We start from the raw sequence: 22282 nt of genomic DNA, 5'->3' as shown, positions 1-22282 counted from the left end.
GACTGCTACTACTGCGGTGTTACTGCGGACCGCCGATCGCGACGGTGTGTTCGCGGTCCCAGGTCAACCGGACCCCGGTACCGCGAAGTTCGAGCTTGTCCTGCACGGATCCCTGCCGGTTCTGCTGCAGGACGATCAGCGATCCGCCGGCGTCCAGGTCGACGACCGTCTGGGTCGCCGATCCCAGGTACACCACCTCGCGAACCACTCCGGTCGCCGTACACGTCCCCGGCTCGGCGGCGGCGTCGCGCGACTGCAGCCGGATCTTCTCCGGCCGGACCGTGAACAGGCCGTCCATCCCGAGAATCGCGGTCGCGACATCGCCCTCGAGCAGGTTGGACGTACCGACGAACCCGGCCACGAACGCGCTGGCCGGGTGTTCGTACAGCTCGACCGGCGTGGCCAGCTGCTCGATCCGGCCGCCGTTGAACACGGCGATCCGGTCGCTCATCGTCAGCGCCTCTTCCTGGTCGTGCGTGACGAACACGAAGGTGATACCGACATCGCGCTGCATCGCCTTCAGTTCGATCTGCATCTCCCGCCGGAGTTTCAGGTCGAGCGCGCCCAGCGGTTCGTCCAGCAACAGCACCTTGGGCCGGTTCACCAGCGCTCGCGCCAGCGCGACGCGTTGCTGCTGGCCGCCGGACAGCTGATTCGGCCGACGGTCGCCGTACCCCTCCAGCCGGACCGTCTCGAGCGCCTCGACAGCCCGGGTACGACGGTTGCGCCGGTCGACGCCCTTGACCCGCAACCCGTACTCGACGTTCTGCAGCACGCTCATGTGCGGGAAGAGCGCGTAGTCCTGGAAGACCGTGTTCACGTCCCGTGCGTACGGCGCCTGGTCCGTGACGTCGGCGCCGCCGAGCAGGATCCGGCCGGCCGTGGGCGTCTCGAAGCCCGCAATCATCCGCAGCACCGTGGTCTTGCCGGAGCCGGACGGACCGAGCATCGAGAAGAACTCGCCCTCGGTCAGGTCGAGATCGATCCCGTCGACCGCGGTGACCTCGCCGAACGTCTTCCGCAGGCCGCGCAGGCTGACCGCGGCGGCCTCGGTCGCCACGGTCTGCGCCTGCGCGTCCACCGACGTCATCCGATCGCCGACATCACGTGCTTGACCCGGGTGTAGTCCTCGACGCCGTACATCGACAGGTCCTTGCCGTGACCGGAGTGCTTGAAGCCTCCGTGCGGCATCTCGGCCACCAGCGGGATGTGCGTGTTGATCCAGACGCAGCCGAAGTCGAGCGCCCTGGACATCCGCAAGGCGCGCGAGTGGTCGGCGGTGAAGACACTCGACGCGAGCCCGAACTGGACGTCGTTGGCCTTCTGCAGACCCTCGTCGTCGTCCGCGAACGACTGCACGGTGATGACCGGGCCGAAGATCTCGTCCTGGATCATCTCGTCGTCCTGCCGCAGTCCGGTGACCACGGTCGCCTCGAGGAAGTAGCCGTCGGCAAGAGCTCCGCCGGGCTGTTCACCGCCGAGCGCGATCGTGGCGTGGCCGGGCATCCGGGCCAGGAAGCCGCGGACCCGGTCCAGTTGCAGGCGGCTGTTCAGCGGACCGAACAGCGCGTCGGCGTCGTCGGCGAGCCCTGGTCTCGCGTTGTCCCGGGCCCAGTCGACCAGTGCCTGCACGAATTCGTCGTGGACCGAGGCATGGACGAGGACACGGCAGGCCGCCGTACAGTCCTGGCCGGCGTTGAAGTAGCCGGCGATGCCGATCGCCTCGGCCGCCGCGGCGAGATCCGCGTCGGGGAAGACCAGCACCGGTGCTTTGCCGCCCAGCTCGAGGTGGGTGCGTTTCAGATCGAGAGCCGCCGTACTGGCGACTTCCGAGCCGGCCCGGGTGGAGCCGGTGATGCTGACCAGGCCAGGCGTCGGATGCGCGACCACGGCCTGGCCGGTGGCGCGGTCGCCACAGACGACGTTGAAGACTCCGGGCGGCAGTACTTCGGCCGCCAGCTCCGCGAGCATCACGGTTGTCACCGGTGTGGTCTCGGCCGGCTTCAGCACCAGCGTGTTCCCGGCAGCGAGCGCCGGGCCGACCTTCCAGACCGCCATCATCATCGGGTAGTTCCACGGGGTGATCTGGCCGACGACACCGATCGGCTCACGCCGGACCCAGGACGTGTGACCGGCCAGGTACTCGCCGGCCGACTTGCCCTCGAGCAGCCGGGCCGCCCCGGCGAAGAACCGCAGCTGGTCGACCATGACCGCGAGTTCCTCGGTCCTGGTCAGCTCGAGCGGCTTCCCGGTGTTCTCGGACTCGGCGGCGACCAGGTCGTCGCCGCGCGCCTCGACCAGATCGGCGAACCGGAGCAGCATCCGTTGTCGCTCGGCCGGCGTGATCGCGCCCCAGCTCGGCACCGCGGCGGCCGCGGCCCGGTACGCCGTGTCCACGTCCTCGTCGCTGGACAGTGGCGCCGTGCCGAAGACCTTGCCGGTGGCGGGGTCGATCAGCTCGCTGGTCGCGCCGCTGCGCGCGTCCTGCCGCTCTGCATTGATCAGGTTCTGCACTGTTCGCATCAGCACTCCTGAACGCCGGTTGGGCGTAAACATATGAAACCAGATGTTAAAGTTCAAGCGATCGGCGACAATGTCCGCGACCTGTGTCGAAGTCGTGTCGTGAGGGTTGGTGAGACCGGATGGCGCTGCGGTTCTACGGCAGTGGCGCGGCCGCGGTGTTCGCACCGCTGGAGACGCTGAGCCGATCGGAACTGGTGGCCCGCCGGCTGACCGACGCGATCGCGCTCGGCCTGGTCCCCGACTCCGGGCAGCTGCCCGGCGAGACCGACCTGGCCGGCATCTTCGGCGTCTCCACCGCCACGATCCGGGAGGCGCTCTCGGCGCTGCGGCAGCGCGGTCTGATCGACACCCGGCGGGGTCGCGGCGGCGGCAGTTTCGTCCGCGCCCACCAGGAGATATCGACCGCGATCGTCCGCGACCGGCTGGCCGAGCTGAGCCTGGCGGAGCTGCGGGATCTCGGCGACCACTACAGCGCGATCGCCGGGACGGCAGCCCGGCTGGCGGCCGAGCGGGCGACACCGGACGACGTACGCCGACTGACCGCGGTCTGCGACGGCCTGGAGAACGCCGAAGGACTGGGCGGACGCCGGCGGGCGGACGCGCAGTTCCATATCGAGGTGGCCGCGACCGCGCAGTCGACCCGGCTCTACCGGGCCGAGGTGAGCCTGCAGGCGGAGGTCGGCACGTTGCTCTGGCTCGCGTTCGGCGACGACGACAGCCACCGCCGGACGGTGCGGAGTTGCCGCGAAGTGGTCGCCGCGATCGACCGCACCGACGGCGACGGGGCCCGCGCCGCCGCGGAGGAACGGGTGGCCGACTCGACGGCACGGCTGATCGACCTCAGACTGGCGTTGGAGGACACATGAGCACAGAGTCTTTGACCCTCGACGCCGGGCTCGAGACGGTGCTCGAGCTGGTGGAGTCCGTGGTCGGGGAGGCGTTCGGGCTGGCGGACCGGATCGGCGCGGCGACGGCGGCCGTCTTCGACCGGCAGCCGACCGTCCGCCGGGCGGACCTCGGCGGCGTGATCGAGCTCGTCCGGCCCGCGCTCGAGGACCAGGGCTCATCGATCCAGGGCGCCGGCTTCGTCGCGGCGATCGACGCACTGGCCGACGCCCAGTGGTGGCTCGAGTGGTTCATGCTCAGCAACGGCGTCACCGAGCGGCTGATCGTCGACACCGATCCGCGCGGCGAGAACTTCTACGACTACGCGGCCCTGCCCTGGTACGACGTACCGCAGCGGACCGGCCGCCGGCACATCACCGGTCCGTACGTCGACTATCTCTGCACCGACGACTACACGCTGACCTTCACCGTGCCGGTCCTCGTCCGCGACCGGTTCGTCGGCGTGGCCGGGGCCGACGTCCGGGTCTTCACGTTCGAGAAGGCGGTCCTGCCGTGCCTGCGGGCCACCCACCGGAAGGTTGCCATCGTCAACGACCAGGGCCGGATCGTGCTCAGCAACAGCGCCCGCCACGTCGGCGGCACGCTGCTGCGAACCCCGGCCCCGGCGTACCGGGTCGAGGATCTTCCCCTGTCGCTGGTCGAGCTCAGCGCGTAGGCAGGAACGTGTCGAGGTACTCGTTACGGAACTTGCCCGCCGGGTCGTACTTCGCGGCCAGCGCGATGAAGTCCTTCACCCGCGGGTAGCGCTCGGCCAGCGTCGCGGCGTCGGCCGCGAAGACCTTGCCCCAGTGCGGTCGTACGTCGAGCGACTCGAGACCCTCCTCGATCGCAGCGACGACCGGGCGGACCGCAGCCTCGTCCTGGATCCAGGTGAAGTGCAGCGCGACCGTGTCCCGGCCCTGACTCGGGCTCAACCACAGCTCGTCGGCCGCGATCGTCCGTACCTCGGACACCTGGATCACCGGCGCGAAGAGGTTGCCCAGGGCCCGTAGTACTTCGAACGCCTCGGCCGCCCGATCGCGCGGCACGAAGTACTCCGACTGCAGCTCGTCGCCGTTGCTCGGGGTGAACTCGAGCCGGAAATGCGGCAGCCGCTCGTTCCAAGGACCCGGTACGCCGCCCTGCTGGGTCGCGTAGTCGGCCGGCATCACCTTGATCGGATGCCGCGCGCCGTCCGCTAGATGAGCACCCAGCCACTCCGGTGCGGGCGCGCTGAGATCACGCGACTTCCGCCAGACCATCACATCCGGGTCGACCCAGTCGGTGAACGCGCTGACGCTGTACGCGCTGCCCATCACCTCGGCGAAGTCCGTCCCGAGCCGCTCCACCGGCAACCCGTCGTACACCACCTGGCTGATCTGGTACGACGGTTGTACGTCGAGCGTCAGGCTCACCGTCACCCCGAGCGCGCCGAGCGAGACGATCGACCCGGCGAAGTCCTCGTCACCGCGGTTCAGCGTGACGAGCTCGCCGCGAGCGTCCACGAACGTGATCGCGTTGACCGCATCCGCCAGCGGGCCGTTGCCATCCCCGGAGCCGTGCGTCCCGGTCGAGCATGCCCCGGCCACCGAGATGTGCGGCAGTGAACCGAGGTTGTGCAGCGCGAGCCCCTGAGCCTCCAGGGCGGCCGTGATCTCGCCGTACCGCAGCCCGGCCGAGACCGTGACCCCACGCTCGTCAACAGCAATCTCCGACGGCAGGTCAGCGACGCTCACCAACGCCCCGGTGCTGTCGGCGATGCGGTTGAACGAGTGCCCGGTGCCGAGCACCCGCACCTTCTCCGCCGCCGAGACCAGCTCCTGCAGCTCCTCGACGGACCGAGGCCGCTGCAGCTCGCTGGCGAACCTGACGTTGCCGGCCCAGTTAGTCACGCTGCTCATGCGGTCAGCCTCGCACACGCCGGACACTCACGAATCCCTGAGTTCCAGCTTCTGGTCAGGCCGCCGTGATTTCATGTGCCCGATGTACGCCTTCGTCGCCGCCGCGTTCTGGTTCGTCGTGTTCGCGGTCAGCTTCCTGCGGGACCGGCGACTGTTCAAGAACGGCATCTTCCTGGTCCTGACGCTGATCTTCGCGGGGATCGGGATGATCTTCGTGGTCGACGCCTTCAACAACACCGCGGCCCGCTGGCTGGTGCTGGCCATCCTCGCCGTCATCCCGCTGGCGATCGCCGTGCTCGCGGTGTTCCTCGTCGTCAACGGCATCACGATGCTGCGCCGGGAGGGCCGCCGGCCGAAGAACCTGCTCTCGCTGCTCGCCGGGCTCGGCATCATCGGGTTCGTCGTGTTCAGCGTCGCGGTGCAGAAGATCGGCTGGGAGCCGCTCGCAGCGCTGCGCTCGGTGCTGATCGGGGTGCTGACCTATATCGCGTTCCTGTTCGTCTGCTTCCTGGTGTACGCGTTCGTCTACAGCCGGGTCCGCTCGTCCCGGAAGGTCGATTTCGTCATCGTGCTCGGAGCCGGCCTGCGCGGCTCGCGGGTCACGCCGCTGCTCGCGAGCCGGCTGGACCGCGGCAAGCAGGTGTACGAACGGGCGCTGAGCCGAGGCCGTACGCCGATGATGATCACGTCCGGCGGCCAAGGCCGCGACGAGGACCTGCCCGAGTCGCACGCGATGGCGTCGTACCTGATCGAGCGCGGCGTCCCGGACGAGGCGATCCTGCGCGAGGACCGGTCGACCAGCACCTGGGAGAACCTGACTTTCAGCCGCGAGTTGATGGTCGCATGTACGCCGAAGTACCGCTGCCTGATCGTGACGAACAACTTCCACGCGTTCCGCGCCGCGATGACGGCACGCAAGGCCAAGGTCAACGGTCAGGTGATCGGCTCCCCGACCGCCGCGTACTACTGGCCGACGGCAACGATCCGCGAGTTCGTGGCGATCCTCTTCAGCCACCCGTACCTCAATGGCGGCATCTGCCTACTCATCGCCGCCGCGGCCATCTGGCAGCACGTCTAGCGCAGCATCAGTACGGCGGCAACCACGCCGGCGAGCACGATCAGGACGCGCAGCAAGGTGGCGGGGAGGCGGCGGCCGATGTGGGAGCCGGCGTACCCGCCGACGATGGAACCGGCCGCGAGCAGTCCGGACGCGGCGAGGTTGAGGTCGGCGATGAAGACGAAGATGATGCTGGCGACGAGGTTCGCGGCGAGGAGCGCGAGGGTCTTGAGCCCGTTGACGATCCGGAGCTCCAGGTCGAGTCCGAGGCCGAGAACGGCCATCATCATGACGCCGGCACCCGCGCCGAAGTAACCGCCGTACACGCCCGTCAGTGCGGTGAACAGAGTGGTTGCCGGTGACATCGATCGTTGAGTGCCATGCGGATGGTTGGACCGGGCCCGCAGCCACTTCGAGATCCACGGCTGTACGCCGACGATCAGGCAGGTGAAGAGGATCAGCCAGGGTGCTGCCGACGCGAACACGCGCGACGGCAGGGCCAGGAGCAGTGCGGCACCGCCGATCGCGCCGACGGCACAGATCACCACGACCGCCACCGTCTGACTTCGTGGGACCTCACGCAGTTCGCGCCGGTAGCCGATCGCGCCACTCAGCGCGCCCGGCAGTAAGCCGAGCGTGTTCGACGCGTTCGCGACCACGGGCGGGATCCCCAACGCGATCAGCACCGGGAAGCTCAGCAACGACGCGACCCCGACGGTCGACGTCAGAATGCCTGCGCCCAGTCCAGCACCGACGACAGCCAGTTGCTCCGGCCCCGTCACGCGTAGCTCACGGGTGATCTCACCGCGCCAGACTACGTCGAAGCCGCGTGAGACACAGTGGCGAGAGGAACAGCCAGACCGTCGCCACGAGCAACGCCGTACGGACGCCGGCCGCTGCGGCGAGTGCGCCGCCGAGCAACGCTCCGAACGGTGTCAGGCCCAGTCCGAGAAAGTTGATCGTGGCAACGACCCGGCCTTGGACGTCCAACGGCGTAACGAGTTGCCGTACGGCGGTCACCGCGACGTCGACGGATTGGCTGAGAGCGCCGTACAGGACGTTGATCGTGACCAGAGCGGCGACTGTGAGCGGTCCGGAGCCGCGCAGTGTCGACGTGACGAGCATCACTAGATCCGAGACCAAGGCGGCGAAGACCACGACCGGGCCGTAGCCGAAGCGTCTCGGCAGCCAGGCCGAGAGCAACGAGCCGATCAGCACACCCGGGCCGAAGGACGCGAGTACGAGACCGACGATTGCGCTCGGCAGGCTGAGGGTCCGACTCAGGAAGAGCAGGTAGACCGTGGTCAGTGCGGTGAAGCCGAACTGGTACACACAGGTCGCCGCCGCGATCGCCCGCAGCGACGAGTCACGAGCCACGATCCGCAGGCCTTCGCCGATCTGGCGCAGTACCCCTGTCCGTGGAACTCCGGTCGTTGTCCGGTTGCTGATCCGGCCGACAGACAGACTCGAGAACGCGAAGAGCGCCGCGCTGGCGAGTACTGCGAGCGGCGCGGTCAGCAGCGACACGAGGCCGCCGCCGAGCGCCGGTCCGGAGATCTGCGCGGCCGACCGGGTCGTCTCGAGCATGCTGTTGCCTTGGGCAAGCTGATCTCGCTCGACCAGGCGCGGCAGCGCGGACTGGTATGCCACATCGAAACAGACCGTGAACACGCCGGCCGCGAAACCCACGGCGTACAGGAACGACAAGCCGAGTCCCAGCCCGAGCGGGACCGACGCGAACACCAGCGCACGACCCAGATCCGCGGCCACCAGCACTGACCGGAACCGCCAACGGTCGACCAGTACGCCGACCACCAGCGAGAACAGCAGGATCGGAAGTTGTTGCACGGCACGCAGTACGCCGAGTTGGGCGGCGCCGGCGCCGAGCGAGGTGACCGCGACCAGCGGCAGGGTCACCTGACCGGCGAAGCTTGCGAGTTGTGATGCACTCTGGCCGATCCAGAGCCGAACGAAGTCACGATGCGTCCACAGCGACACAGAAGACTCCCAGGGCAGGGGAAAGTGCCGCTCGATGCTCTGCAGGCGGCACGCGATGACGGTTGCGGTCAGCGCGTGCCCGGTTGACCGGGCATCCCCAACTCCTCGAAGGCTTCTAGTCGACCGCCAAGGCTAGCGGACCTTGACGGTGGCCGCTGGGCTTTTCTGGACGTTGCGGCCGTCGCTGACCTCGAGGCGGTAGGACAGTTTCTGGCCGCTGGACAGGCCGGGGTCGGTGACGGTCGTGACGGTCGGCTTGGTCCAGGAGTTCGACGAGCGCGACCAGGCACCGATCCGCGTCGTGCCGCGGTAGAGCACGTAGGTCAGCGCGATGTTGTCGCGGTCGAGCACGGTCGGGAAGCTGATCGTCACCTTGTTGGCCCGCGCGCTGGCGACCTTCGGCGCGGCCGGTCGGGCCGGCGCGGCTCCGCCCGGGGCGCTGGTGAATCGCGTCAGACCTTCCTGCGGTACGCCGTTCACCTCGGTGAAATCGCCGCCGGCCCACAGGTCGTTGCCGCCGGACGCGAACGCCAGCGGGCCGACGAGAGTCTCGCCACCCGCGTCCGTGTTCGGGAACCAGGGGCCGAGCTTGCCGGTGATCGTGCTGTAGACGAGCAGGTGGTGCATCCCGGTCTTGTCGGGGAAGCCGCCGTCCGCGCTGCAGTTGTGCGCGTGCGAGCCCTTGTACAGCCAGTTGCCGATCGCCTTGATCGCCTCGGTCGCGCCCTGGCAGTGGCTCTGCCAGATCAGCTTGCCGGTCGTCGCGTCCGCGGCGAGGACGCCGTCGTAGCAGCTGACGCTTCCCGTACCGGCGTTGGACGCGAAGACCTTGTTTCCTTGGACTTCGAGGTCCTTCACCCGACTGTCGCAGCCCTCGGTCTTCGCCGGGATCGCCCCGGCCGCGCGCATCGAGAGCACCGCACCGGTCGTCGCGTTCAGCATCGCGAGCGCGTGATCGTTCCGGCCGCCGATCCGGGTGAAACCGCCGCCGACGAACACCCGCTCGCCGTCGGTGGACACCTCGATCGCGTGGACGTCGTCGTTCGCGTCCGGGCTCCACGGCAGCAGCGTGCCGGTGTCGAGCCTGACCGCGGCGAGACGGTTGCGGGTCATCTTGTCCACCAGGCCGAACGAGCCGCCGAGGTAGACCGTCTTGTCGGTGATCTTCACCGCCGCGACCCGGAAGTTGACCACCGGGTCCCACCCGGTGACGAGCTTGCCGGTGGCAGTGTCGAACATCGCGACATGCGACCGCGACACCCCGTCGACGACGGTGAAGTCGCCGCCGATCACAACCCACCGGCCGTCGGGAGACGTGTCGACACTCCACACCGGCCCGTTGACCTGCGGCGCGAACCGCGTCGGTACGCCGGTCGTCCGGTTCAGCACCACGAAGTACTTCCGGGCCACGTCACCGACACCACGAGCCTTGCCCGGCGGCCGGACCCGGGTGAACAGGCCACCCGCGAACACCAGGTTGCCCGCGACGGCCACCGCGTTCACGCTCGCGTTCGTCTGCCACGACAACTGCTCCACCGACGACAACGCCGAGCCGAATCCACGCGGCGCGCTGTGCGCACCTGCCTCGGTCGCGGCCTGTACAGCCGGGCCGGACGGCACCAGCGCCGCGGCGACCACGGCCGCACCGGTGACAACTGCCAAGACAGCCTTCTTCATGAGCGAACCCCCTTGGGCCCGCTCCGGCGGAAGATGCCGACCCATGACTCGGTGACAATGCGCCGTCAAACAGTAACTGTCAGCTCACGTTGTCGCGAAACCAGGGCCGGAGCTTGCCGGGGTTGCGGACACCCCAGATGTGCTTGATCCGGTCCCCGACGACCTCGAACGCGTACACCGTCACAGTCACGCCGTCCTGCTGCGCGACCAGCCCGGGCTGCCCGTTGACCGTCCGTTCGACGATCGTCAACTCCCGGAGCTTGCCGGCGAACTTCAGCATCGAGCGCGCGATCCGCTCGGCCCCCTCGATCGGCCCGAGTACGGCGCTGACCAGGCCGCCGCTGTCGGCGACCACGGTGGCATCGGGGTCGAGCAGGCCGACCAGAGCCTCGATGTCCTGGGCCTCCCAGGCCTGCTTGAACTCCCTGATGATCTGCGCCTGCCGGGCGGCCGGCGTCGCGGGCGCCTGCGAGTCGCGGATGCGGCGGCGGGCCGAGGAGGCCAGCTGACGGCAGGCCGCCGGGCTGCGGCCGACGATCTCGGCGACTTCGGCGAACGGGTACCGGAACACGTCGTGCAGGATGAACGCGACGCGCTCGGCCGGTGTCATCGACTCGAGTACGACGAGGAACGCCATGTTCACCGACTCGTCGAGCGTGACCCGGTCGGCCGGATCGAGGCTTGTCGGTTCCGGCAGCGGCTCAGGGATCCACTCCCCGACGTACGTCTCGCGCCTCACCCGGGCCGACGACAGCAGGGTGAGGCAGAGCCGGCTGGTGACCGTCGTCAGCCACGCGCCCGGCGACGCGATCGCGTCCCGCTGCTGCGCGGACATGGCGTACCACCGGGCGTACGCCTCCTGGACGACGTCCTCGGCATCGGCCAGGGAGCCGAGCAGGCGGTAGGCGAGATTCATCAGCTGGCGCCGTTCGTTCATGCCCGTACGACAACACAGCGCGGCGAAATGTGAGGCCTCACGTTCCGACGGACTCGCTGGTCGGACTGGTGAGAACAACGAGAGGAACACTCACCATGTCTGAACACAAGGTCGTCGTCATCGGCGGCGGGTACTCCGGAACACTCGCGGCGAACCACCTACGGATGCGCGGGGATGTCGACATCACGTTGGTCAATCCTCGCCCGAAGTTCGTCGAACGAATCCGGCTGCACCAGTTCGTCGCGCGGACCGGCGACGCCACGATCGACTACGGCACCCTGCTCGGCGAGGGCATCCGGTTGGTCGTGGACAGCGCGACGTACATCGACACCGCGGGCCGCCGAGTGCGGCTGGCGTCGGGCGCAGCGCTGGACTACGACTACCTCATCTATGCGGTCGGCAGTAAGGCTGCGATTCCGCTGTCGGTGCCTGGTGCGGCGGAGTTCGCGTTCGACATCGCGGAGTACGAGCCTGCGCAACTCCTGCGCGGCCGGTTGGACCAGTTGCCTGGCGATGCTCCGGTGACGGTGGTCGGCGGTGGGTTGACCGGTATCGAGACGGCTGCCGAACTGGCTGAACAAGGACGCAAGGTCACGCTGGTCGGTGGTGGGAAGCTGGCGCCGACCTTCAGCGCGCAGGGTCGTCGGTACATCGCGAAGTGGCTGGCTCGGCACGGGGTCGCAGTACTCGAGGCGGAGAGGGTTACCGAGGTGCGGGCTGATGCGGTCGTGCTGTCAGACGGAGTGGTGCGACAGAGTGCGCTGACGATCTGGTCTGCGGGCTTCGGCGTACCGGAGTTGGCTTCTGCGAGCGGACTGCATACCGACACGCTTGGTCGGCTACTGACCGACGAGACATTGACCAACGTGGACGACGATCGCATCGTCGCGACCGGTGATGCGGCTGCGCCGTCGGGTCGGCCGTTGCGGATGAGCACGTACGCCGCTGGGCCGCTCGGGGCGCAGGCCGCCAATACCGTGCTGAGTCGCATCGCGGGCACCGAACCGGCAGCGCTCGACCTCGCCTTCACGGGAGCGTGCGTGAGTCTCGGCCGGCACGCCGGGATCAGGCAGCTTGCTCGCAAGGACGACACGGCGGTGAACCTCTACATCGCCGGTCGACTCGGCGCGGTGATCAAGGAGACCGCCTGCAAGTTCGTCATCGAGAAGAGGATCCGGCGCGAGGCCCACGACCCGGGCTCCATGGGGTGGCCGAAGGGCGGGCCGCGCGTGTCAACTACGTGAGCGGGTGTACTCGTCGTACCGGGCTCGTGTGTCGTCGGCGAGTCGGCGAGTGGCGTCCAGGAGCCAGACGGCCGGGAGGGCTTCGAGGTGCCGGCGGGCGTCGTGGAGGTGGTGTGGGATGACGCCGTGGACGTCGGCGGCGGCTCGGGCCATCGAGGTCAGGACGAGTTCGACGGCTCTCGGGCGGAGGGACTCGATCGTGATGCGTTCGACGTCCGGGGCCAGGGCGCGGAGCTGCCAGCCGTCGATGCGGCGCATGGGGTCCGGGCCGCGAACGGCGCTCAGGACCCGGCCGTAGAGAAGGTCGTCGGGCTGCGCTCCGACCCGCACGTAGTCGGAGGTCGGCGGGCCGACGACCTTCACCTCCCGGGCAATGTCTTTGCCGACAGCAACCATTCGCGGATGCCCGAGGGATCCGGTGCCGGCCTGGCGCTGATGCCAGGTGGCGTCGGCGATCTTGATGGCCGCGTGGACCCCGGGTGGCAGGACCGACGGATCCGCGGGCGGGCCGGCGCGGAGCTTGTCGTAGTACCTCTCCGGATCAGTCTGCTTCGGCACCAACGCCCGCAGATGTTCGGCCTTCGGATCGGCCAGATCGACGGCGCGGCCCGGTTTGGTCGTGGACCACGCGTCGAGGAGCAGGCGGCAGATCCGCTTCGGGCTGATCGTCACCTGCGGGGTCAGTACGGCGGAGACCGCCAGCCGGAGCAGGTCGAGTGCGGGCGAGCCCCAGGCGAGTTCATCGAGGTCGTTGACGCCCCAGCGCCGTACGCCGCGATGGTCGAGCCACGTCCCGAAGTTCTGCACATGCAGGTCGCCGACGGCCGGGACCTGCGGACCGTCCAGCAACGCCGGCGCCAGTTCGGCGACGCGCTCGAGCCAGAGGTAGTACGTGCCACGGAGGAAGCGCAGCGGATCCGCTGCCAGTTCGCGATGTTTGAGCTCGAGATCCTCTGCCACCACGGGAATCCGGGTCGCGAGCCAGCGCTCGTACGCCGCGGTCGCCGCCACCGGATCGGCCGTCACCCCGACACCGGCTTCGGCGTGACCAGACCACGTCGTACGGCGATGCCAGCCGCCACAACGCCGACCGCGATCGTCACCAGCGCACCGAGGATCAGCGCGGACGGCTCCCCCGGCTGAAGGACGTGCAACGTCGTACCGACCGTGGCCGCCGCCACCGGGACCCCGAGCTGGGCCGACGCCAGCACACCGAGACTCAGGGGCTGCCGGGTCAGCATCCCGGACAGGTGGCTGATCACGGCACCGAGACCGAGCGCGGCGCCGAGGCCGATGAACTCCGGCTTCGTGCCGAGCTCCCGCAGATCGAGCGAGGCCCCGAGCCAGACGAAGAACACCGGCCCGAGGAAACCCTCGGTCAACGCGAACAACTGCCGCGCCAGCCGCCGGGGCTCGCCAACCGCGGCCACCGCGAGCCCGAGTACGAACCCGGCCAGCATGATCGAGACATGCGTCGCCGTCGCCAGACCGGCCAGCGCGAACAGCACGATCAGACTGACCCGCAGCTCGATCGCGAACTGCCGGTCCTCCGACACCTTGTGCGCCCGACGCCGTGCGCCGGACCGCTCCGCCCAGTTGAGCAGGACGTACACCCCAGCGCCGGCCACGAGGACCGCCAGCGCACCGAGCGCCGCCCGGCCGGCGTGCGGCGGATCGATCGCCAACGGCAGCGCCACGATGCACGCGGCATCGGCGATCGCGACCTGGGGCAGCAACTCGACCACCGGCCGCCCGCCCAGTCCGAGCGAGTCGACGATCGGCAGGACCAGCGCCGCGGACGAGGACGCCATCAGTACCGCGTACAGCGCGACGTGCCCGGTGTCGAAGACCGCGTTCAGGGCATAGGCGAGACCGGTCGCGACGATGCCGGTCACCACCGCGCGGAGCAGCCCGGGCCGGATCGCCTTGCGCAGGCTCTCGTCGCGGACCGGAACGTGGGTCCCGGCAACGAACATCACCAGCCCGAACCCGATGTCGGCGAGGAACGTGAACTTGTCGTCGGACGCGACGAAGTACCCGAAACCCGTCTTGCCCAGGACGACGCCGGCCAGCAACTCGCCGAGCACGACCGGGATGTGCCAGCCGCGCGGCAGCGCCAGCAGCGGACCGATCAACCCGACCGCAACCACCACGGCCAGCATGGTGAAGCTCACCGCAGCTCCTTTCCCACAGAGAGCGCCATTGTGCTCCCGGAACGCTGAGAATCGGCGGACGTCAGCGGCTTGCGTTCGATTTGTTAGTCGGCTAAGTTTTCTGCTTAGCCGACTAACAAATACCGGAAGGACGGGTCATGGACCTGGGATTCAAGGACGCGGCGGTGCTGGTGACGGGCGGGTCGTCGGGGATCGGGCGGGCGACGGCGATCGCGTTCGGCGCCGAGGGGGCGCGGGTCGCGATCACGTACAACTCGCGCAAGGACGCTGCCGAGGCGGTCGCCGAGGAGATCGAGGCGGCGGGCGGTACGGCGTACGTCGTACCCATGGATCTCTCCGCGCCCGAGACGATTGCGGCATCTGTTGCGTCTGTGGTGGAGCACTGGGGCGGGCTCGATGCTGTGGTCGGGAACGCGGTCGATTGGGGTAACGCCGGGTTCCACGACCGGCCGACGAAGGTCGAGGACGGGCCGGCCGAGTGGTGGGTGCCGATCATGCGGGCCAACCTCGAGGGCAACTACCACCTGGTGCAGCAGGTGGCACCGGCGTTGCGGCGGTCCGCGCACGGGCGGCTGGTGCTGATCTCCACGGACCTCGCCGAGCGTGGCTTGCCCGGGTCGTGGCCGTACAGCGCGGCCAAGGCAGGGCTGCACGGGCTGATCGCGAGTGTGCAGCACGACCTGGGTGCGGACGGCGTACTCGTCAACGTCGTCATGCCCGGAATCACCCTGGAGAACGGCGCACACCGGGTCATACCGCAGCCCGCACTGGAGCAGATCGCGGCCGGATTCAGCGCCCGGCACCTGCCGGAGACGACCGAGCTCGCGGACGCGATCCTCTTCCTCACCTCACCGCGAACCAAGGCGATCCAGGGCCAGATCCTGCGCGTGACCGGCGGGACCCTGCTGCCCGCATAACTCGCAATCCCAGCCGGACGGCGTTGACGCTTGTACCGTGGGCAGAGGGAACTCCCCCGATGAAGGAGCGTCGCGATGGCCCGGGCACTGATCGTGGTGGATGTGCAGAACGACTTCTGCGAGGGCGGAAGCCTGGCCGTCGCCGGCGGGGCCGACGTCGCGTTCCGGATCGGCGAACTCCTCCACCACTGGCACGAGGCCGAGCCCGACGAACGCCAGTACGCGTACGTCGTGGCCACCCGCGACCACCACATCGACCCCGGCGACCACTTCTCCAAGGAACCCGACTTCGTCCACTCCTGGCCGCGGCACTGCGTGGCCGGGACGGACGGGGTCAGCTTCCACCCGAACCTGGACCCGCAACCGTTCGACGCGATCTTCGACAAAGGTGAGTACGCCGCGGCGTACTCAGGCTTCGAAGGAAAGTCCCATGAGGGCGGTCACGCCCTGGCCGACTGGCTGCGCGGCAAGGGCGTGACCGACGTCGACGTCTGCGGCATCGCGACGGACTACTGCGTCCGCGCGACGGCGCTGGACGCCCGCAAGGAGGGCTTCGGCACAACGGTCCTGATCAACCTGACCGCCGGCGTCGCACCCTCATCGACCGAACAGGCCCTGACGGATCTCCGGGCCGCCGGCGTCGACGTCACCTGACGGGCGCGCCCGGGCCGAGTGGGATGCCAAGGGCCCACCACGCCAGGAACAGCAGGGTCCACGCGATAGTCATCGAGACCGCGAGCGGCACGGTGTACGACGCGAGGGTGCCTACGCCGGCGTCCTTTCGGTAGCGCTGCAGGAAGCCGAGCGCCATCACGAAGTACGGGCTCATCGGGGTGATTGCCGTCGAGCCCGAGTCGGCGATGCGGAACAGCGCCTGCGTGGTCTCGGCGGGCACGTTGAGCAGAAGCATCATCGGCACCAGGATCGGCGCGGTCAGCGACCACATCGCCGAGCCGCTGGTCACCAGCACGTTGATGACCGTGAGCAGCGCGAGGATGCCGAGGAAGATCACCACCTTCGGCGCGCCGAGATCGCCGAGCCAGCGCGCCGACTCCGCGGACAGCAGATCGCCGATGTTGCTCCAGTCGAAGTACGCGAGGAACTGCGCGATCGCGAAGAACAGCACCAGGACCGGCGCCATCTGCTTGATTCCCTCGGCCATCAGCTTCGGTACGTCGGCCGCGCGCTCGATCGCCTTCACGGTCACGCCGTACGTGATGCCGACGAGGCCGAACAGTACGGCGACGACCACCGCGATCCCGTCCAGGAACGGCGAGTCGACGATGCTGCCGTCCTTGCCCCGCAGCGGTGAATCGTGCGGCAGCAGTACTGCGACGATCGCTACCGCCGCGACCAGGAACACGATGCCGGCCCGGCGCAGACCCTTGCGCTCGGCAACTGAAACGGCCAGCTGATCCGGATCGTCACCTGGCGCGTCGGGGTCGGCGTCGAGGTCGGTTCTCTTGCTCAAGACCAGCCGCGTGACGAGCGTGATCACCAGCGCCAGTAGGACCGACGACGCGATGTTGAAGAACCAGTTCGACAACACCGAGACGTGTGCGTTCGGGTCGATCGTCTTCGCGGCCGCGGTGGTGATGCCGGCGAAGATCGCGTCGTTGGGGGTCGGGATCGGGCTCGCGTCGTACCCGGATGCGATCGCCGTGTAAGCGACCACGATGCCGAGGATCGGCGACCGACCGACCGCGCGGAACGCGAGCCCGCCCAGCGGCACCAGGATGATGTACGCCGCGGCCGACGCGACATGCGCCATCGTGCCGGCGAACGCGACCGCGAACACCACCATCGACGTAGGCACGCGGGACACGCTGACCCGCATCAGCGCCTGCAGGAATCCGGTCCGTTCGGCCAGCGCGACGCCCATGATCACGACCACGATCGTCGCCATCGGAGGGAACTCGGCGAAGTTCGAGATCGCCGTCGAGACCGCCATCTGCAGCCCGTCGCCGGACAGCAGGTTCTGTACGGCGACCTCCTTGCCGTCCTTGGGCGAGAGCACTGACACATCGAGGGCAGACAGGATCGCGCTGACGACGGCGAGGATCGCGGACAGGATCCAGAACAGCCAGAACGGATGCGGCAACGCGTTCCCGACCCGTTCGATGACAGCCATCGCCCGGACCAGCCGGGGCAGCTCCCTCGTCTCAGTCGTCGTACTCATGAGAGCTTGTGCGCCTTGAAGAATGCACCGATCAGCTCGTGCGCCTCGAATGTCTGCGTCACGTAGCCCGGTCCGGACGTGGAGTCCGAGCCCGGCCAGCTGTGGCCGCCGTCGGTAACCGCGACGTGTACGACGTCAGCCTTGCAGCCCTTGTACGTGAACTTCAGTACGTCGTCACCGAGCTGACTCGTCTTCGGATCGGGATTGCAGTGGTCGCGGACCGTCCAGTCGCGGACCCAGGTCTGGATACTCGGCAAGTCCCGCTCGCCGTCGCCGCCGTACGGGATCGTGGTGTCGCCGGTGCCGTGGATGTCGAGGACCGGGATCGGACGGCTCGGCGCGCAGTGTGTGCCCTGGATGTAGAACGCGCCGGAGACCGGAGCGATCGCCGCGAACCGGTCAGCCATTTGGCATGCCAAAATCCCGGTGAAGCCGGCGCCGTTGGATTTGCCGGTCGCGTAGACGGCGCGGGTGTCGACGCAGTACTTCGACTCGAGGTCGTCCAGCAGATCGGCGGTGAACTTCACGTCGTCCACGCCCTTGGCGGCGTACGGCGCGCCCTGCCAGGCCTGCTTGTCCTCGTCGCCGATCACACCGTTGGGGTAGGCAACGATCGCGTCGAGCTTGGAGAGGTCGGAGAAGGCTTCGGTCTGGGCACCGGTCTTGCCGCGGCCGTGGTAGACCAAAATGAGCTCGGCAGGCTTGGAGCTCTTGTAGTTGTTCGGCACGTGCAGGCGGTAGGTGCGGGTCAGACCACCGCTCTGCACGGTGTAGTCGCCACTCGCGGCGGCCTGCTTGCCACAGCCGGGCGTGGTGGACGCGGCCGATGCGGTTGCCGTGGGCAACGTGGTGGCGGCGGTCACCAGAGCCGCCGACGCCAGCAGCGCGCTGAGTGTTTTCGGGCGTGCGAGGTTCATCAGGGGTGCCTCCTCGGGCATGCGGCCTGCGGGCGGGCAGGCTCGCGCCTGGACCTCCCTGAGCGAAGGTCCAGCGTTCGGGGTGGTACGACGTCAGGCCGACAGCAGCTCGTCGGCGAAGGCGGCTATCCGGTCGGCGGCGGTCTCCACCAGGAGACGGCCGTCCTCGGCGGTGGCGCGACGGGGGTCACCCAGTACGCCACGCTTGTGGTACGCGTCGAACCCGACGGACAGCCGCGGTCCGCGCGACTGCCGGGACAGCCGGGCCGTCGTGGTCAGTTCGTCGAGCATGGTGGCGCCCGGCTCCAGGCGATCGGCCTGGACGAGGTCCGGGGCCAGGTACAGCATCTGCGCGGTCTCCGCCTCGCCGGCGTGACCGTGTACCTCACTGACTCCTGTGATCAGGTCCGACACCACGGACGTGACCGGGGTCCACGCGAACGTGAGCTCGCTGCGGACGTACTCCTGCGCGAGTACGGACAGGGCGGCGTTGTTCCCACCGTGCCCGGTGATCACCAGGAACCGGCGCCAGCCGTGTTCGTGCAGGCTGGCGACGACATCCCGGAGTACTTGCATGAACGTTGCCGGGGACAACGTCATGGTGCCGGCGAACGCCATGTGGTGCGGCGAAACGCCGTACGGGACAGCTGGTGCGATCACCGCGCGACCGTCCAACCGCTCCGCGACCCGCTCGGCCACGCCGACCGCGCGAACGGTGTCGGTCGACATCGCCATCCCGCCGCCGTGCTGCTCCTGCGCCCCGACCGGCACGATCACCAGCGGGGACCGGCGTACGGCGACGAGCGCTTCATCGGTCGTCATCTCGGCGAGGTTCATGACCACTCCGGGGCGGACTCGATGGCGCGGCGGATGTTGTCGAGGTGCTCGCGGGTCAGGCGCTCGGCCTCGGCGGCGTCCTGGGCGCGGACGGCCTCGACGATCGCTTGGTGCTCCTCGTGGTCGCGCTCACGGTTGTCGTACAGCGCACGGATCTGCTGCTGCTCGCGGACGCGTACCTTCAGCAGGGACGACAGAACCTCTTGCAGTAAAGGGTTCCCGGACGCGGCGGCGAGCTCGACGTGAAAGTTTAGCGCGAATGCCGGACCGCCGGGCGGGATGAGCGCGTTGGTGACGGCGGCCTCCAGGCGTTCAAGATTCTCAGGCTGCCGGGCCACCGCGGACTGGGCGGCGACGGCCGGCTCGAGTACGAGCCGAGCGCTGATCAGCTGCAGCACCGAGTCCTTGGTGATCGGCGGGCGGTGCGGATTCGCCAGTACGACGTTGTTGATCGTAGGACCGACGTACGTACCGGACCCGTGCCGGAACTCGACCGCCCCCGTCGCCTCCAACTTCCGCAACGCCTCCCGCACCGTCGGCGTCGTAATCGCGAACCGCTTCGCCAACTCCCGCGCAGAAGGAATCGCATCCCCCGGCCCCAACCCACCATCCCGGATGATCCCGAGAATCGACTCGGTCAACCGGTCAGACAGGCTGGGCGGCACCTCAGCCGCTGAGTAAGTCACAAACTGACTAAATCACTTAGTCTCTCCCCCGGTCAAGAGCACAGCCAGCGGTGGCTTGAGGGGGATGCACGGGCAATAAGCCCGGGGCGGGTGTGAGCCACGCGAAGCACCGCGCGGATCGACCATGCTCGCGGTGCTGCGTGGCTCCCTCGCCGATGCCCGATCCGCGTCGCCGAGCACGTGTAGGCGCGCCGACGAGGCGGTCACCCGCGGCGGCAGCCGCAGACCCGGCGGCAGCCGGAAGATCCGGCGATAGCCGGGCACCCCGGCGATAGCCGGAAGGGATGCTCCGGGCGATAAGCCCGGGGGTGGGTGGGGCGGCGCGTAGCACGGCGACGAAGGAGTCGCGCGTAGCACCGCGAGGGCTCGACCACATTCCCACGAGCCGCGCGTGGCGCCGCGATGGGCTGGCTGCTAGCTGGTGACGGTGATGGGGGTGCCGTTTGAGGTTAGGGACCAGTCGACTGTGTGGAAGGTGTTGGGGTCGACCGAGCCGGTGGCGGTTACGTAGTCGATCATTAGTTGGCGGATTTCTACCTGGCGGTTGTAGACGACCGGCGCCGTGGAGACGTGCGGGAAGTTGCCTCCGCCCGACTGGCGGTAGTTGTTCACTGCGACGACGAACTGCTGGTCGGCCGCCACCGCGACCCCGTCGTACGAAAGGTCCGTGATCCGCGCCCCGACCGCCTTCGCGATGTCGATCTTGTAGGTGAGGGGCTTGGTCCGACCGCCGACGACGTCGTAGTTGTAGTCCGGCGTTCCACCAGGCGCAGTCGAGGTCGGCGCGTTGGTGACCTGGTCGGACGGGAACGGCCCGGCCCCGGTCACCTGCTTGTAGTACGCCGCCGAGAACTCCAGGTACGCCTTCACCTGCGCCCCCGTCATCGTCACCGCGAGCAGCGTGTTGTCGAAGATGTACAACCCAGCCACATCGCGGATCGACACATCCCCAGCCGGGATCGCAGCCGCCCGGTTGAATGGAGCAGCGATCGCCAGCACAGGCAGCGACTCCTGCGGCGTACCCACGAGAGCCTTCGACACCGCATCAGCCTGGATGAAGTTGACGAAGTCCAGCGCGGCCGTGTCCTCCCACGGAGCCGTAGCCGCCGACATCGCCTCGGTGCACGTGCCGATCTTCGAGTTCACATACGAGACGACCTTCTCGTGATCCTTCTGCAGCAGCTCAACCACGCGCGGATCGGCGCCGACGGTGTTCGCGTTCAGCACCTGGCTGTGCCGGCTGACGACCTTCCACCGACCGCGGACCTTCTGCAGGTCGAGGTCGATCAGCGACAGCCGCATGCCCCACTTCAGCGGCTCGCTCAGCACGACCTGCTCGCCGCTGGTCTTGTTCGTGACGAGGCGCTCCGGGATCTCCAGATGCGCATGCCCGACGAGTACGGCGTCGATCCCAGGCACGGTCTCGGCCAGCAGCACCGACGTGTTCTCCGGATACGGCAGCGCATCGCCGTACGACGAGGAGAGATCCATCCCCGAGTGCACCGACGCGATCACGATGTCCGCACCGGCCTTGCGCACCCGCGGCACCCACACCTTGGCCAGCTCGACGATCCCGCCGAACTTGAGCTTGTTCTCGACGTTCGCCTTGTCCCAGATCGCGATGCCGGGGTTGGTCAGGCCGAGGATGCCGACGGTGATCGGCTTCTCGCCCGGCACGTGCACCCGCTTCAGCACGTACGGCGGGAACGCCGGCAGCCCCGTCGTCCAGTCCTGCGCATTCGCCCCGAGCAGCGGGAACCGCAGCTGCCGCTGGAACTTGCGCAGCAGCTCGATCCCGTAGTTGAACTCGTGGTTGCCGAGCGCCGCCGCGTCGTACCCGATCCGGTTCATCGCCGCCGCCATCGGGTGGATGTGACCACCGGTGATCGGCTCGATCTTGGCGAAGTAATACGCCAGCGGAGTCCCCTGGATCGTGTCGCCGGCATCGAGCAGCAGCGGACGCGGCGCGTGCCGGTCCGCGGCGATGCGGTCCCGGACCGCGGTGACGAGCGTGGAGATCTTCGCGAGGCCGATGTCGTTGTGCGCGGAGTCGTCGTACTCGGCGTTCTTGAAGTAGTCCCAGTTGAAGACGTTGCCGTGCAGGTCGGTCGTGCCCATGACGCTCAAGCGGACACTCCGGCCGTGTCCGGTTCCGCCGGCGTACGCCGGGACGGCCGTGAACCCGGCCGCGGCCAGGGCGGATGCTCCGCCGATCAGGGTCCGTCTGGTCATCGTCGTACGCTCACCGCTGTTCGTCATCAGCCGCCTCACTGGTCTGCCGCCGGGATCTCCGGCACGAGAGCCCACCCTACGGGTGACCCGGTGCCTCGATGAACCGTGCGACGCGAGA

At 68.6% G+C, this 22282-nt stretch carries 20 protein-coding genes; 6 read left to right on the top strand and 14 right to left on the bottom strand.

Going from position 1 to position 22282, the window contains the following annotated elements; genetic code table 11:
- Positions 1-19: 19 nt before the first annotated feature.
- Positions 20-1090 carry an ABC transporter ATP-binding protein gene (locus tag FDA38_RS07205; protein WP_137253249.1) on the bottom strand — a complete coding sequence of 357 codons (1071 nt, stop codon included), beginning with the start codon at positions 1088-1090 and terminating at the stop codon, positions 20-22.
- The gene (locus tag FDA38_RS07200; protein ID WP_137253248.1) at positions 1087-2523 is read right to left on the bottom strand and encodes an aminobutyraldehyde dehydrogenase; all 1437 of its coding nucleotides are present in this window, start codon (positions 2521-2523) and stop codon (positions 1087-1089) included. The genes FDA38_RS07205 and FDA38_RS07200 overlap by 4 nt, the downstream gene beginning before the upstream one ends.
- 119 nt (positions 2524-2642) lie before the next feature.
- Between FDA38_RS07200 and FDA38_RS07195 the strand changes: the two genes are divergently transcribed.
- Positions 2643-3389, top strand: a complete 747-nt coding sequence (locus FDA38_RS07195) for a FadR/GntR family transcriptional regulator (RefSeq protein ID WP_137253247.1) — start codon at positions 2643-2645, stop codon at positions 3387-3389.
- Positions 3386-4084 (top strand): cache domain-containing protein, encoded by a 699-nt coding sequence (locus FDA38_RS07190; protein WP_137253246.1) that lies wholly within the window; start codon positions 3386-3388, stop codon positions 4082-4084. Before FDA38_RS07195 ends, FDA38_RS07190 begins: the two co-directional genes overlap by 4 nt.
- Here FDA38_RS07190 and FDA38_RS07185 read toward each other — a convergent pair.
- Positions 4074-5309 (bottom strand): D-arabinono-1,4-lactone oxidase, encoded by a 1236-nt coding sequence (locus tag FDA38_RS07185; RefSeq protein WP_137253245.1) that lies wholly within the window; start codon positions 5307-5309, stop codon positions 4074-4076. The genes FDA38_RS07190 and FDA38_RS07185 overlap by 11 nt on opposite strands.
- Positions 5310-5391: 82 nt before the next feature.
- Between FDA38_RS07185 and FDA38_RS07180 the strand changes: the two genes are divergently transcribed.
- Entirely contained in the window at positions 5392-6387 is a 996-nt protein-coding gene (locus tag FDA38_RS07180) for a YdcF family protein (RefSeq protein ID WP_137253244.1), read from the top strand.
- Here the strand turns inward: FDA38_RS07180 and FDA38_RS07175 are convergent.
- From FDA38_RS07175 to sigJ, 4 genes are all read right to left on the bottom strand, one after another.
- Positions 6384-7148: a sulfite exporter TauE/SafE family protein gene (locus FDA38_RS07175; RefSeq protein WP_137253243.1), complete on the bottom strand. Its 765-nt coding sequence runs from the start codon at positions 7146-7148 to the stop codon at positions 6384-6386. The two genes, FDA38_RS07180 and FDA38_RS07175, sit on opposite strands and share 4 nt — an antisense overlap.
- A 19-nt stretch (positions 7149-7167) precedes the next feature.
- Positions 7168-8364 carry an MFS transporter gene (locus FDA38_RS07170; protein WP_233714573.1) on the bottom strand — a complete coding sequence of 399 codons (1197 nt, stop codon included), beginning with the start codon at positions 8362-8364 and terminating at the stop codon, positions 7168-7170.
- Between the two features lie 132 nt (positions 8365-8496).
- The gene (locus FDA38_RS07165) at positions 8497-10041 is read right to left on the bottom strand and encodes a WD40 repeat domain-containing protein (RefSeq protein ID WP_137253241.1); all 1545 of its coding nucleotides are present in this window, start codon (positions 10039-10041) and stop codon (positions 8497-8499) included.
- Between the two features lie 79 nt (positions 10042-10120).
- Complete coding sequence (gene sigJ, locus FDA38_RS07160; RefSeq protein WP_137253240.1) at positions 10121-10978, bottom strand: RNA polymerase sigma factor SigJ; 858 nt, start codon at positions 10976-10978, stop codon at positions 10121-10123.
- A 95-nt stretch (positions 10979-11073) separates the two neighbouring features.
- On the opposite strand from sigJ, the gene FDA38_RS07155 reads away from it, so the two are divergent.
- Complete coding sequence (locus tag FDA38_RS07155; RefSeq protein ID WP_137253239.1) at positions 11074-12222, top strand: NAD(P)/FAD-dependent oxidoreductase; 1149 nt, start codon at positions 11074-11076, stop codon at positions 12220-12222.
- On the opposite strand, the gene FDA38_RS07150 is transcribed toward FDA38_RS07155, so the two are convergent.
- Positions 12211-13248 carry a DUF2252 family protein gene (locus tag FDA38_RS07150; RefSeq protein ID WP_137253238.1) on the bottom strand — a complete coding sequence of 346 codons (1038 nt, stop codon included), beginning with the start codon at positions 13246-13248 and terminating at the stop codon, positions 12211-12213. The two genes, FDA38_RS07155 and FDA38_RS07150, sit on opposite strands and share 12 nt — an antisense overlap.
- Positions 13245-14396, bottom strand: a complete 1152-nt coding sequence (locus tag FDA38_RS07145) for a cation:proton antiporter (protein WP_137253237.1) — start codon at positions 14394-14396, stop codon at positions 13245-13247. Before FDA38_RS07145 ends, FDA38_RS07150 begins: the two co-directional genes overlap by 4 nt.
- Before the next feature lie 137 nt (positions 14397-14533).
- Between FDA38_RS07145 and FDA38_RS07140 the strand changes: the two genes are divergently transcribed.
- Complete coding sequence (locus FDA38_RS07140) at positions 14534-15313, top strand: SDR family NAD(P)-dependent oxidoreductase (RefSeq protein ID WP_137253236.1); 780 nt, start codon at positions 14534-14536, stop codon at positions 15311-15313.
- A gap of 75 nt (positions 15314-15388) precedes the next feature.
- Complete coding sequence (locus tag FDA38_RS07135; RefSeq protein WP_137253235.1) at positions 15389-15967, top strand: nicotinamidase; 579 nt, start codon at positions 15389-15391, stop codon at positions 15965-15967.
- Here the strand turns inward: FDA38_RS07135 and FDA38_RS07130 are convergent.
- From FDA38_RS07130 to FDA38_RS07110, 5 genes are all read right to left on the bottom strand, one after another.
- Complete coding sequence (locus tag FDA38_RS07130; protein ID WP_137253234.1) at positions 15960-17492, bottom strand: AbgT family transporter; 1533 nt, start codon at positions 17490-17492, stop codon at positions 15960-15962. The two genes, FDA38_RS07135 and FDA38_RS07130, sit on opposite strands and share 8 nt — an antisense overlap.
- Positions 17489-18409, bottom strand: coding sequence for an alpha/beta hydrolase family esterase (locus FDA38_RS07125; protein ID WP_137253233.1), 921 nt, complete (start codon positions 18407-18409; stop codon positions 17489-17491). Before FDA38_RS07125 ends, FDA38_RS07130 begins: the two co-directional genes overlap by 4 nt.
- Before the next feature lie 93 nt (positions 18410-18502).
- Positions 18503-19231, bottom strand: a complete 729-nt coding sequence (locus tag FDA38_RS07120) for a creatininase family protein (protein ID WP_170989610.1) — start codon at positions 19229-19231, stop codon at positions 18503-18505.
- A gap of 11 nt (positions 19232-19242) precedes the next feature.
- Positions 19243-19932 carry a FadR/GntR family transcriptional regulator gene (locus tag FDA38_RS07115; protein WP_233714572.1) on the bottom strand — a complete coding sequence of 230 codons (690 nt, stop codon included), beginning with the start codon at positions 19930-19932 and terminating at the stop codon, positions 19243-19245.
- A gap of 414 nt (positions 19933-20346) precedes the next feature.
- Positions 20347-22164 (bottom strand): bifunctional metallophosphatase/5'-nucleotidase, encoded by a 1818-nt coding sequence (locus FDA38_RS07110; protein ID WP_233714571.1) that lies wholly within the window; start codon positions 22162-22164, stop codon positions 20347-20349.
- Positions 22165-22282 lie beyond the last annotated feature (118 nt).

Source organism: Kribbella jiaozuonensis (assembly GCF_005233875.1).
Lineage (GTDB): Bacteria > Actinomycetota > Actinomycetes > Propionibacteriales > Kribbellaceae > Kribbella > Kribbella jiaozuonensis.
The sequence above is the reverse complement of the archived record's forward strand: the minus strand, read 5'-3'. Positions and strand labels throughout refer to the sequence as shown.